We start from the raw sequence: 13,079 nt of genomic DNA on the forward strand, positions 1-13,079 counted from the left end.
TTGAAGGCGTGTGCTTATTTAATTAAATATCCCTTTTCAGAGTACTGCAGATTGCAATTTTTCAAAAAAGAGCGTCCTCCATGAACGAGCGGCTTAGGATGACCTTGCTGAACGGAGGGACGGTGCACCCCTGCGGGCAAGAGCAGGGCGGTTAGCCCGAGCAGCGTTACCACGATGGCGCCGCCCCTATCGGACATGCCGGCGACCCAGAGGGTCAGCCAGCCGGGAATTGCGAGCAGAAGGGCGATGAGCTTCAAGGCGCCTGCTCCTTGCCTGAAGCGGCAGTGGATTTACTCAGGGCTGTTCTTCTCCTTCTGATGCTCCAGCGTCATCGTAATCAGCGTCTGGATGTGGTGATCCTTCAGCGAGTAGAATACATTCTTGCCTTCCTTGCGTGATTTCGTAATGTTTATTTGCTTCAATAAGCGCAAATGATGGGATGCCGTAGCAACGGAGCTGCCGAGGATCGAGGCGACGTCGCATACGCACAGTTCTTCCTTCTGCTGCAATAAATATGCGATCTTCATCCGATTCGGATCAGACAGCGCTTTGAACATCTGGGCCATGCCGATGATGTCTTGCTCGTTGAGGCTGTTTCGCAGCCCGACGGCAATGTCGTCATACAAATCGGAGTGCTCGCATCCTTCGGCTTGGGCTAGAGAGAGGGGTTGGGTCATATGTACGAAACCTCCTATATTCCTTTGAAGCAATATTCAAGCATTTGTTTGATTGTTATGTGTACATAATACTATTGCAGGCTATCATATTCAAATGATTGCTTGAATGTGTAGAAGGCTGAATAAAAAAATGCGCCTGTATGGCGCATAATGGAAGGGATTATAACGTCGGCTTGCCGGCGCTTTATGTTGAGCATGGTCGGTCCGGCCGCCGTCATGCAGCGAAACACCGCGATGGGAGGAACCCGATGTTTCTAACCCGTAACAGTAAATTTAAGGGTTCCGAGCAACAATTTGAGGCTCTAAGAGGCAGTCATAACAATACGGGCGCAGTTACGGGTTACGGGCAAACCTTTGCTCAAAACTCCTTGAATACGTCCATGTTCTTATCAAGAAGCGGAACATATGGATTGTTCCGGAGAAAAAAACGCCACGGTTTGGCGGCATACTCCTCTGCATATGCAATATTGATTCGCGGTGACTGCATAATAGCCGCATTCTGCAGCGGTCTGCCGGCTTCGATCCAGAGCGGTCCGCCCTGCTCGAGGAGAGATTGCCCGTTCAGCGATTTGTCGATGCGAAGCCCGCGGCACAGCTTGCCCGGACCGCCGGATAAATCGACGGGCCTCTTGGCCGCAGCGTTTCTATATTTGCGCATCAGAACCTCATCAGCGGAGGTCAAGGGCTCGACTGCTCGAATCAATACCGCCTGCGGGTCGTTCATGGCGCCGGTGACTACGTTCAGGCAATGATACATTCCATAAATGAGATAAATGTATGCAGCCCCTCCCCGGCCGAACATAATTTCCGTTCTAGCGGTTCTTCTTCCGCCGTAGGCGTGGCTTCCTTTATCCTCTACACCGCCATAGCTTTCGGTCTCGACGATACGGCAGCGGATATCTCCGTCCTCGGTGCGGCGAACGAGCGTATGGCCGATCAACCGGGGAGCTGCCTCTAAGGCTGTCATGTCATAGAATGCGGGGGGAAGCGGCGTTCCTTCTTCATAGGAGGTAAATGGTAAGCTCATGATCTGGGATCTCCTTGTCTTGACGCCAACCAGACGTCTTGTGAGTGTCGATTGAATTTATCCCACATGATACAGCAAGCCGTATGCCTAGTCCATCCACCATCGCTTCAGGTCGCTCCACCAGGAACGGCTCTTTGCTTTCTCCTCCACGGGGAGCGGCTCAGGCTCCTTGGCTCCGTGAGCATCGCAAGCCTCCGTCGGCTCGGTGCCTTCAATAAATACCTCCAGCTTCTTGCTGGGGCAGTCCTCGGTGGCCAGCTTGCCTGTCGCGGGATCAAGATATACGCTGACGACGCCATCGGGGATAGGGAAAATTTTTGGCGGCACCTTCTCCAAAGCCTTTTCCGTGTACTTAGCGAAAATAGGCGCTGCCTTGCGCGACTCCGCCGTGCCCAGCGTCTTTCCTTTGTCATACCCGACCCAGACGGCTGTGGACAGCTCGGGCGTGAATCCCACCATCCAGGCATCCGTGCTTGTCGTCCCCGTCTTGCCTGCAACCGGGCGTTTGATTTCCGCAGATACCCGGCTTCCGGTCCCCCCGGCCTCAAATACGCTCTCCAGCAAATGAGTGAGCACATAGGCGGCGGCGGGGTCGACGACCTGCTCAGCCGCCGGGGAAGGGGCTTCATATAATATGCGACCCTCGTCATCGGTAATTTTCAGCACCGCCACCGGCTTGATCTGCCTGCCCTGATTGCTGATTACGCCGAAGGCTGAGGCCATCTCGAACGGGCTGACGGGCGATGTCCCCAGGGCCAGGGAAGGCACCGCATTGAGCGGGCTGGTAATGCCCATTTTCCGTCCAAGCTCAATCACCTGGTCGGATCCGATTGTCAGGATTGTATTGACAGCATAAATATTGTCCGAGGCGGCAATGGCCTGGCGCATATCAATTTCTCCCAGATATTTGTCGCCAAAATTTTTGGGGCTGTATGTTTTTCGGTTGTTATCATAATGAAACAAGGTCGGCTGGCTGGAGAACTTGCTGGCGCTCGTCATTTTGCGGGAAGACAAGGCGGACAAGTACATAATCGGTTTAAAGGTGGAACCCGGTTGGCGGGTTGTGGCGAAAACATGGTTATATTGGCTCCGTACATAGTTCACGCCGCCCACAAGAGCCTTGATATGGCCGTTGCGCGGGTCGATCGAGATCAGGGCAGCTTCAAGCTCGGGCGAGCCTTTGAGCTCGCTGGCCACGGCCAGCTCGGCGGCTTCCTGTGCCTCCAGATCCAAGGTGGTATATATTTTTAGCCCGCCATGCTCAAGCAGGCTCTCGTCGAAGCCCAGCTCGTTGATGACGACGTTCCGGACATAGTCGCGAAAATATGGAGCCTTATCCCCAGCCGTTCTCAGCTTCAGGGATTTGAATTGAAGGATTTCTTCATAAGCTTCCTCCGCCTGCTGCCGGGTAATGCTGCCCGTTTCCACCATAGCATTCAGCACCAAGCGCTGGCGATCCTTCGCATTCTTCATCTGATTGAAGGGGGAATAGTAAGTAGGTCCCTTCGGTACACCGGCTAGCATGGCGCTTTCAGCCAGGCTGAGCTGCTCCGCCGATTTGCCGAAATACATTTGGGCGGCGGCTTGAATGCCGTATGCGCCGTGTCCGTAATAAATTTCGTTGAGATACATTTGCAGGATTTGATCTTTGTCCAGCTTCATCTCCAACTGTGCGGTATACATCGCTTCCTTTATTTTTCGCGACCAGGTGCGCTCATGCGATAAATACAGGTTGCGGGCAAGCTGCTGTGTTAATGTGCTGGCCCCCTGCACTTTGTTCATTTCCTTGAGGTTAACGAGAACAGCCCGGGCCATGCCTTTAAGATCGAAGCCGAAATGCTTGTAGAAATGCCGGTCCTCTACGGCCAATGTCGCTTGGATCAGGTAGGGCGAAATATGATCTAGCGCGATGCGCGAGCGGCTGCGATCTGTGCTGGAGAAGACAGCAATCGCTTCGCCCTGGCGGCTGAGAAGCTGCGAATTTCGGTCGGAGTACGCGAGCGGCAGGTCGGTCTGGTATAAATAGAATAAAAACACAGCGGAGGCGATCAGCCCAGCGATGATGCCGGCGAGGCCCCATTTGACGATGAGGAGCTTTCCGCGGCGGGAGCCCCTTCTGCTGCTTCGGATAAGTCTTTGCATAGCTTATAATCGCCTCCAATCTCCATATTCTCGCAATTCATATGCTATTGTTAAGTATGGGAAAGTTTGGGGGAGATATTCATGGCGGAGACATGGGGAAGATCGATTTTACGGATTTCCAGAAACAGTTGCATTTTCACCTTGTTTTAATATAATCAAATTTGTTTGGTACAATAGGAAGAGAAACTTTGCGAGAAGTGAATCTGGACAGCCCCCGGCCTCCGGTAAGGGTTAATATGACGGCTAAACACTATTCTAACGGGAAAGAAGGGTTATACGATGGAATTGTGGTTTACGGAGAAACAGACGCCCGTCTTTGGCATTACGGCAAAAATTCGGGAAACATTGGTGAGAGAGCAGACGGATTTTCAGGATTTGGCGATCATGGATACCGAAGAGTTTGGACGAATGCTGGTGCTTGACGATATGGTCATGACGACGGTGAAGGATGAATTTGTATACCACGAGATGGTAGCTCATCCGGCGTTGTTTACGCACCCGGATCCGAAGCATGTGCTTGTTGTCGGTGGCGGTGACGGCGGCGTTATTCGCGAAATAATGAAGCACCCCAAGGTCGAGAAGGCTGTTCTTGTAGATATTGATGGAAAAGTCATTGAATACTCGAAGAAATATTTGCCGGAAATCGCGTGTGAGCTGGATAACCCGCGGGTTGAGGTTCAAGTGAACGACGGCTATATGCATATTATTGAGAGCAAGAATAAGTACGACGTCATCATGGTGGATTCAACGGAGCCTGTAGGCCCGGCGGCTCCGTTGTTCGAGCGCGGCTTCTATCAAGGGATTTATGAGGCGCTGAAGGATGACGGCATCTTCGTGGCCCAGACCGACAATCCTTGGTTCAAGGCCGATTTGATTCAAAAGGTGAATAAGGACGTTAAGGAAATTTTCCCGATAGTTCGGGTATATGGCGCTAACATTCCTACGTATCCGAGCGGCCTGTGGACCTTTACGATCGGCAGCAAAACCCATGATCCGCTTCAAGTGGATGAGACCCAAATTCCAGAGATCGATACGAAGTACTATTCGCCGCGTCTGCACAAAGCTGCATTCGTGCTGCCTAAGTTCGTAGAAGATCTCGTAAAGTAAGGGGGCATTCGGGCCAATGAAATTGGATCAGGCTTATTCAGGTAACGTGTTTATTTGCAGCTCTGAATCATACGAGGACTCCAAAGCGGTTATTTATGGGATGCCGATGGATTATACCGTCAGCTATCGTCCGGGCTCGCGGTTTGGTCCTGCGCGCATTCGCCAGGCATCGGTTGGTCTGGAGGAGTACAGCCCGTATTTGGATAAGAGCATTCTAGACGCTGCTTATTTCGATGCGGGGGATCTGCTGCTGCCTTTCGGCAATGCGGCTCGCAGTCTTGACGTGATTGGCGACTATGTTCGCGGTCTGTTGAAGGACGGCAAGTTCCCTATCGGACTGGGCGGAGAGCATCTCGTCAGCTGGCCGGTCATTCAGGCGATGTATGAGAAGTATCCTGATTTGGCTGTCATTCATATTGATGCTCACGCCGATCTTCGTGATCAATATGAGGGCGAGCCGCTGTCCCATTCTACGCCGATTCGCAAAGCGGCTGAATTGATGGGCGGAAAGAACATTTATCAATTCGGAATCCGTTCCGGATCGAAGGAAGAATTCCTTTATGGACGCCAGAATATTAACTTCCATCCATTCGAGGTCGCCGCGCCGCTGAAGACCGAGCTTCCGAAAATGGGCTCGCGCCCGGTGTATGTAACGATCGACATCGACGTGCTCGATCCGTCCTGCGCCCCGGGTACAGGAACGGCCGAAGCGGGGGGGATTACCTCGAAGGAGCTGCTTGAAGCGGTTCATTTGATCGCTAGATCCGACGTGAACGTCGTGGGCTGCGATCTTGTAGAGGTCGCTCCGATCTATGATCCGACCGAGCAGACTCAAATCGTAGCTGCCAAGCTCATTCGCGAAATGCTGCTCGGCTTTGTGAAATAACATTGTGGCGAAATGGAACAAGACTTCTAAATTGGTGTAATGGATGAGGTACCCTGCAGCGTATTTTTACGCTGCAGGGTATTTTTGTGTCAGCAGCGGATGCTTGCGGATACTGCCGCTGATGAAATAGAGTTGGGTTTAATCCCCCCTGTATCAGAGGGAGTGAGTATGCCCTTGGGACTAATTTGCACGAAAGGTGGGAAATTTCGGAAACCTATATTCATTTTATGCGTCTAATCACATGGAATTTGAAATATGGCGCATGGCATTTAAGGAGGGAAAATGAACAAACAAAGAAGTTATAAAGGTTATATGTTAGCGGGCATCCTGATCGTGCTTGCGGTTGTCTTCATTATCAGTACTGTGAAGTTGCAGCAACAGGGGCAGGTACTGAATAACTCGGATATGGAGGCAAGCGGGAGTCTTGTCGGTAAACCGGGATTGGGAGAGGCCCCGGGACAGGTCTCGGAGCAGGACGAAATTTCTTTGGAGAAGGGACAGAATCAGCCTCAGGAAGGAGAGTCGGAATCCCCTTATTTGCTCGACCATCTGCCGTTCCAGGAAGAGGATGTGAAATCTGTCTTTGTTATCCGGGGCGGAGAGAAGAGAGAAATACCCTATGAACGCCTGTATGTCGTAATGCAGTCTTTGCGCTTTACGGATATGCAGGCAGCCGTAACCGAGCCGGCTGAACCGGCGGGTCGTGTCGTTATACAGTTTATCCTGGACGATGAGCAGCTCATGGATATACCTTACAATTTAGAGAATAACGCATTCGAAGCCGCCGGCAAGGCATATTATGCCGATGATCAGGTGCTGCTTCTCATGCATGGCCTGTTGAAGCCGGAATCGGAGCTCGGCCAATTCGATGCTCTAGAGGAGCGCGCGCGGTTAGAAGCAGAGGGCCAGGCCGACTCCAGCGAGCCCGCGGGAATCGAACGGGAGCAGATTGCGGTAGACGGACAGATTTATATCGACTGGGAGAAGCGGCTTGCGGCAGAGACCGCCGACTGGAAGATGCCTTATTACGATTACGCCATAGGCGAAGTCAGGGAGATTCGTAAATTCAAGGAAGGGATTCTTGAGCTTAACAACAAAATCGTCTTTAGCGGCATTTCCCATGAGACGTCTGGCGGGGTCAAGGTAGGACTTACGGCAGCGGAAGTTAGCAAGAAGCTCGATGCCGATGCGAGAAAGCTGCCTAGCAAATGGAGCTACAAGTCAGGCGATTATTTCCGGTTCCATCTTTATTTCGAGGGCTCCGAGGTGAAATACATGGTATTAAGCCAGCCGCTCTGATGATTAATCGGTAATTGATTATATACGATTAGTGACACCGCTCGCGAGAGTGGTGTTTTTGTTTAGAATATTTATGATATAAGGAGAAGTAGAGTATGCATTCAGCTTCAGCTCAATTTATTCACATAGGAACAAGCGAGGAGGGATTACGTTGTTAAGAGCAATGCTGCTTGGGCTGCTGCTATCCCTGCTGTTGTCATCCTGCGGTGGAAGTGCGCCGATGGCCGATCAGGAGCAGCGCAATGCCGGAACAGAGAAAGTGGGCAGCTACGAGGTTGTGGCCACTAGCCTGAACAGTCCATGGTCCATCGCTTTCTCAGGGGACAGCATATATGTGAGCGAACGGGACGGTTATATTGTAAAAATAAACGGCACCGATGCAGAGAGGCAAAAGGTTCATTTAAACCGGCCGGTGGAGCAATTATCGGAAAGCGGCTTTCTAGGCTTTGTCCTGTCTGGGGATTTTCAGGAAACCGGGAGGGCTTATGCTTATCATAGCTATCAGGAGGCTGGCATGATGCAGAATCGCATCGTGCTGATAGAGGAACGGGAGGGGGAGTGGCATGAATTAAAGGCACTGTTAGACGGCATTCCTGGAAATATCGTGCACGACGGCGGACGGCTCGCCTTTGGTCCTGACGGCATGCTGTACGCTGCGACGGGGGATGCCGGTCAGGGGGAGCTGGCGCAGGACTTGAACAGCCTGGCGGGAAAAATTCTGCGCATGACTCCGGATGGAGCCATCCCGACGGACAACCCTTTTCCAGACTCCTATGTCTATTCCTATGGACATCGTAATCCGCAGGGGCTGGACTGGGATCCGGCAGGCCGCCTGTTCAGCGTCGAGCATGGCCCCTCGGGTGACCCGGGCGGGCATGATGAGCTTAATCTTATAGAGCCTGGCGCAAACTATGGCTGGCCGGCAGTGATTGGCGATGCGAAGCAAGAGGGGATGAGGCCTCCTATATATCATACCGGGAACGATACGCTGGCCCCTTCGGGAATGGCGATCGATGAGGACGGCTTCATAATCGTGACGGGATTGGCGGGAGAGAGGCTGGTCCGTTTCACGCCTGAGGGCAAGGAGTCGGGGGTCCTGCTGGAGGGGGAAGGCCGGATTCGGGATGTACGCTTTGCAGATGGAAATTTGTATGTGATTACGAATAATACGGATGGGCGAGGGACTCTCCGGGATGAGGATGACCGCTTGCTGAAGCTAAAATATTGAATTGCACCGCTGAACTGGATATAGTAGTACAATAAGAAAATGTTGAGAAACAGGCTGAATGGATGGAGAGGATAGGGTGCCGAACTGGAAGCCAGCCATCATCGTCATCAATAGCCGGCAAGGCGATGAGGTGTCAGAGCAGCGAATTTATGGCGAATCTATGACTAGAGGCAGTACGGTATACGTTAGATATGTCGAGCCAGAATCAGGCCCAACGGGCGGTACGACGCGGGCAACGGTCAAGATCGCGCAGAATGAGCTTAAAATTATCCGCCACGGGGAGGTGGAATCCGAGCAGACGTTCCAGCAGGGCAGACGGCTGCCGGGATTCTACAAATCCCCTTATACGAGGTTCAATTTATCCACGGATACGAGCAGGCTGGAGTACCGCCTGGAAGGGTCCCGCCGAATCGTGACCTGGGAATACGACCTGTTGGTTTATGAGGAAATGACCGGGCATTTTGTAATCAGCTTACATATACAGGAGGAAGTTTAAGATGACAGTGAATCCGTTAGAACAAATCAACCAGTCCGTAAAGGATGCGATACTCAACGCGGTTGTGGCCGCAGGTCTTGCCGCTCGCGAAGACGTGCCTGCTATCGTATTAGAGGTACCAAAGGATAAGGCTCACGGGGATCTTGCAACGAACGCGGCTATGCAGCTGACGCGAATTGCCAAGAGAAATCCACGCCAGATTGCGGAGGAAATCGTAAAGCATATTAATTATGAGCAGGCCGGTGTCGAGCGGGCTGAGATTGCCGGGCCGGGCTTCATTAACTTTTTTCTCAGCAAAAGCTATCTATATCCTGTATTGGAGCAGATTTATGCGCAGGGCGAGAACTATGGCCGGATCAAGCTTGGGGAAGGGAAGAAGGCGCAGGTCGAGTTCGTCAGCGCCAATCCGACGGGAAGCTTGCATTTAGGGCATGCACGCGGCGCAGCGGTCGGGGACGCTCTATGCAACGTGCTCGATTATGCCGGGTATGAGGTTACGCGGGAATACTATATTAACGATGCCGGCAATCAGGTCGCTAACCTTGTGAAATCGATCGAGGCGAGATATTTGCAGGAGCTTGGCCAGGACGTGGAAATGCCGGAGGACGGATACCACGGCGAGGATATCAAGGGCTTCGCCAAGGAGCTGGTTGCCGAGAAGGGGGATGCTCTGTTGTCCCTTCCTCCAGAGGAAAGGGAGGACTTCCTTCGCCAATACGGATTGGAGAAGGAGCTCGACAAGATCAAGCGTGACCTGAGCCGCTTCCGTGTGGGGTTCGATGTGTGGTTTAGCGAGTCCTCCTTGTATGCTGACGGACAGGTGGAGAAATCGCTGGAGGAGCTGCGCTCTAAGGGGCAGATTTATGAGCAGGATGGAGCAACATGGCTTAGATCCACGGATTACGGGGACGATAAGGACCGGGTACTCGTGAAGAACGATGGAACCTACACTTATTTGACGCCGGATATCGCGTATCACCGCAATAAGTACGACCGCGGCTTCGACCGGATAATCAATATTTGGGGAGCCGACCACCACGGATATATTCCGCGGGTGAAAGCGGCCATGCAGGCTCTAGGGAACGACCCAGACAAGCTGACAGTATTGATCGCTCAGATGGTCAGCCTGTTCCAGGACGGTGAGAAGGTGAAGATGTCCAAACGGACAGGCAAAGCCGTCACGATGGTCGATTTGATGGATGAGGTCGGCGTCGACGCTATTCGCTATTTCTTTACGATGCGAAGCATGGATTCGCATTTGGATTTTGACATGGATCTCGCTATTTCTACATCCAATGAGAATCCGGTTTATTACGTCCAGTATGCGCATGCGCGGATCTGCAGCATTTTCCGTCAGGCTGAGGAGCAGGGAATCGCAACTCCATCGATCCAAGATGTGAAGCTTGGCAAGTTGACTGCCGAGCATGAATTCGATTTGCTGCGCAAGATGGGCGAGCTGCCGGAGGAAGTCGGCGTAGCGGCCGAGAATTTTGCGCCGCATCGCCTGGTGCGTTATTTGTATGAGCTGGCGGCGTTGTTCCACAGCTACTATAAAGCGGAGCGCGTCATCACCGAGGATGCGGAGCAGACGGCTGCGCGGCTGGCACTGCTGGGCGCTGTGCGCACGGTGCTGGCTAATGTGCTGAAGCTGATCGGCGTATCTGCCCCGGAGCGGATGTAGTACGGCGCCGTCTAAGCCGCCCCCTTCATCAATGTGAAGGGGGCGGCTTCTTTGTGCAGCGGCTTGCAGGCACCCTGGCCGCGGCCGCTCCCGCCCGGGCTAGCCCTGCTCGCGCCGCAGGCCCTTGCCGCGCAGCAGGCGCGCTGCGCTGACCGGACCGGGCCCGGGCCGGCGTGTGTGCCAGCGGCCGCGCAGTGCGGCGGAGTCGGCGCTTGATCTCACTCGGCGTCAGATTCGGGCGCACCGCCAGCAGCAGGGCGATAGCCCCGCTAACATGGGACGTCGCCATCGAGGTACCGCTCATTTCGCGGTGCCCTCCGCCGAGCCAGGAAGATGTAATTTTCTCGCCGGGCGCATAAATGTCGATATAGGGCCCGGAATTGCTGAAGGCGGCGACTTTTCCGTCACGGTTCGTCGCTCCGACGGAAATGGTCTGGGCGTATTTTGCCGGATAATCGGCGGTACGCTGCTTTTTGTCGTTTCCTGAAGAGGCGACGATGACGACTCCGGCCTCGTGGGCTTTATTGACGATATTTTTAAGTGATACGCTTGTCGATTTCATACCGAAGCTCATGTTGATAATATTCATGCGGCTTCTAACGCACCAGTCAATCCCCAGAATGATGTCGGATACATATGCCGACCCGTTATGGTCGAAGGCTTTGACGGGATAGATTAACGAACGGGGGGCAACGCCTATCATTCCGTGGGTGCCGCCTGCTGCAGCAATCGTTCCCGCGATATGGGTGCCATGACCGTTGTCGTCATGGGGCAGGCTGGTCCGGTTCAGCAGATGGATGCCACGGGCGAGAGAATAGCGCAAATCGGGATGGCTGTAGTCGGCTCCCGTATCGATGACGCCTATGCGGATGCGGTGTCCCGTGGAGATGGACCATACCTCGGGCGCTCCGATGCGTTTAACGCCCCAAGGAATGTCCGTGGCTCGTTCCTTGGAGGGAGAAGATGGCGAATTAACGCTGATGGTGGAGTCGCTTTCGACAAATAATCCGAGTGCGGAGCAAATTCTTGTGTCCTGGATCCTTAAGGGGCAGAATAGGGCTTGCAGCAGCGGCGAGGAGCGAATCTGCCGAAGGGCGGGATATTTGCGCCGATATTTGAACAATAGCCGAACGCACTCCGTATAATGCCCTGGCTGCAGAAACCGGATGATGTGCCGCCCGCCTTTTCCGGAGGGGTCGATGGAGTCATTCAAAAAACGCAGTAATTTGGCGTAATCCATACATGATATCCTCCCGAGTTAGCGTGTTGGAGTATATTATGACGGCGCCGCTGGCCGGGAGTGGGGAAGTGGCCCTGTTCTGCGGAAATGGGCAAACAGGCCTCTTTCAAGGCGGTTTGCCGGGCGAAGCACAGTATGGAACCACGTTGTTGAGCTATGATTTTATTAAATATTTAGAAATATTGAAGATGGGCTCTCTAGACGCGTGTCAAAGGAAAAATACAGACATACGATGAAGAGAAGGCCCTTCGGCCTTCATAAAACCCGGCAATCGTCCGGGGCGGATACAGTCAAGAGACGGTGAACGAATCGTTCCCGTCTTTTTAACGTTTTTGCGGCGAATTGGCGCCGTCCGATATGGACACGTTTTGAACACACTATTAAACTTGACATTTTAATACCAAATAGGTTTTACTTAGGTGTGATATGGATATGTTAGTGAAGGAATCAATCTGCGATTTGATTTCGGCACCATGTATAGTGAACTTTGCGTGAGAGGAAGTGTCCGCCTGGTGAGTACCCCACTTAATTTGAAAATCGACCCGGAGAAGGTTCATGAAATTCCGATGGTTGACTTGGCCTTTTTGATTTTGAAAGCGGCGAATACACCGTATTATTACCGCGATTTGATGAGCGAGGTAGCCAAGATCCGCAATATGTCGGAGGAAGAGATCAATGAGGCGATCGCTCAATTGTATACGGAGATTAACATCGACGGCCGTTTTGCCTGCGTTGGCACCAACCTTTGGGGCTTGAAGCGCTGGTATCCGATTGAGAAATCGGAGGATCCTGTGGCGAATGCGAAGCGTCCGCGCATCATTAACGATGATGATGACGATTTGGAGGACGAAGAGTTCACCGATGAGGATGACAGCTTCACCGATGAGGAAGATGATTTTGACGTGATCGATGAGGATGACCAAGACGAATTGTTCTCCGATGATGATGAAGACAGCGTCGATGACGAGGTCGACGAGCCTCTGATTGACGATGAAGAGCTCGAGGATGAGGACGAGGAATCGGATTCCGAAGATGAAGAGTACGAGGATGATTACGAAGATAAATAGCTTGTTTATCATCCATGATCTTTGCACGAAATTGCCACATTTGTAACCTCTTGAATTGCCCTCTTCTTTACTTGACAGGGGAGAGGCTAACGGTTAAACTATTGCATGGGCTTATGATTCAAACCTATAAATATGTTCTAATTTTAAAAAGTGCCCCGACCTATTCGGGTGTCACTTTTTTGTTTTTTTATGCCCATTTTAGCTATGATTCATGGATTAATGGGTTACG

General features: G+C 52.5%; 12 protein-coding genes. 7 read left to right on the plus strand and 5 right to left on the minus strand.

From position 1 onward, the window contains the following. Window positions 1-14: 14 nt before the first annotated feature. The 4 genes from BN2762_RS02375 to BN2762_RS02390 all read right to left on the minus strand — a co-directional run bounded on the left by BN2762_RS02375 (window position 15) and on the right by BN2762_RS02390 (window position 3,846). Window positions 15-257, minus strand: coding sequence for a hypothetical protein (locus BN2762_RS02375; protein ID WP_055105443.1), 243 nt, complete (start codon window positions 255-257; stop codon window positions 15-17). Window positions 258-290: 33 nt separating this feature from the next. After that, the gene (locus BN2762_RS02380) at window positions 291-677 is read right to left on the minus strand and encodes an ArsR/SmtB family transcription factor (RefSeq protein WP_055105444.1); all 387 of its coding nucleotides are present in this window, start codon (window positions 675-677) and stop codon (window positions 291-293) included. A 358-nt stretch (window positions 678-1,035) separates the two neighbouring features. Then, window positions 1,036-1,704: a DNA-3-methyladenine glycosylase gene (locus BN2762_RS02385; protein ID WP_055105445.1), complete on the minus strand. Its 669-nt coding sequence runs from the start codon at window positions 1,702-1,704 to the stop codon at window positions 1,036-1,038. A gap of 87 nt (window positions 1,705-1,791) precedes the next feature. Continuing rightward, the gene (locus tag BN2762_RS02390; RefSeq protein ID WP_055105446.1) at window positions 1,792-3,846 is read right to left on the minus strand and encodes a transglycosylase domain-containing protein; all 2,055 of its coding nucleotides are present in this window, start codon (window positions 3,844-3,846) and stop codon (window positions 1,792-1,794) included. A 279-nt stretch (window positions 3,847-4,125) separates the two neighbouring features. On the opposite strand from BN2762_RS02390, the gene speE reads away from it, so the two are divergent. From speE to argS, 6 genes are all read left to right on the plus strand, one after another. Next, window positions 4,126-4,953: a polyamine aminopropyltransferase gene (gene speE, locus BN2762_RS02395; RefSeq protein WP_055105447.1), complete on the plus strand. Its 828-nt coding sequence runs from the start codon at window positions 4,126-4,128 to the stop codon at window positions 4,951-4,953. A 16-nt stretch (window positions 4,954-4,969) separates the two neighbouring features. Next, a complete protein-coding gene (gene speB, locus BN2762_RS02400; protein WP_055105448.1) occupies window positions 4,970-5,839 on the plus strand; it encodes an agmatinase in 870 nt (289 codons plus the stop codon). Window positions 5,840-6,121: 282 nt separating this feature from the next. Next, window positions 6,122-7,138, plus strand: a complete 1,017-nt coding sequence (locus BN2762_RS02405; protein WP_055105449.1) for a hypothetical protein — start codon at window positions 6,122-6,124, stop codon at window positions 7,136-7,138. Between the two features lie 151 nt (window positions 7,139-7,289). Next, entirely contained in the window at window positions 7,290-8,366 is a 1,077-nt protein-coding gene (locus tag BN2762_RS02410; RefSeq protein WP_055105450.1) for a PQQ-dependent sugar dehydrogenase, read from the plus strand. 76 nt (window positions 8,367-8,442) lie between these two features. Then, window positions 8,443-8,862: a YwiB family protein gene (locus BN2762_RS02415; protein ID WP_055105451.1), complete on the plus strand. Its 420-nt coding sequence runs from the start codon at window positions 8,443-8,445 to the stop codon at window positions 8,860-8,862. A 1-nt stretch (window position 8,863) separates the two neighbouring features. Next, window positions 8,864-10,543 (plus strand): arginine--tRNA ligase, encoded by a 1,680-nt coding sequence (argS, locus tag BN2762_RS02420; RefSeq protein WP_055105452.1) that lies wholly within the window; start codon window positions 8,864-8,866, stop codon window positions 10,541-10,543. Window positions 10,544-10,571: 28 nt separating this feature from the next. Here argS and BN2762_RS02425 read toward each other — a convergent pair whose 3' ends face one another. Beyond that, window positions 10,572-11,783, minus strand: a complete 1,212-nt coding sequence (locus BN2762_RS02425; protein WP_083484739.1) for a S8 family peptidase — start codon at window positions 11,781-11,783, stop codon at window positions 10,572-10,574. A gap of 512 nt (window positions 11,784-12,295) precedes the next feature. On the opposite strand from BN2762_RS02425, the gene rpoE reads away from it, so the two are divergent. Further along, window positions 12,296-12,850, plus strand: coding sequence for a DNA-directed RNA polymerase subunit delta (rpoE, locus tag BN2762_RS02435; protein ID WP_055105454.1), 555 nt, complete (start codon window positions 12,296-12,298; stop codon window positions 12,848-12,850). The last annotated feature ends 229 nt before the right edge of the window (window positions 12,851-13,079 follow it).

This window comes from Paenibacillus ihumii, from assembly GCF_001403875.1.
In the GTDB taxonomy this organism is placed as follows: Bacteria; Bacillota; Bacilli; order Paenibacillales; family Paenibacillaceae; genus Fontibacillus; species Fontibacillus ihumii.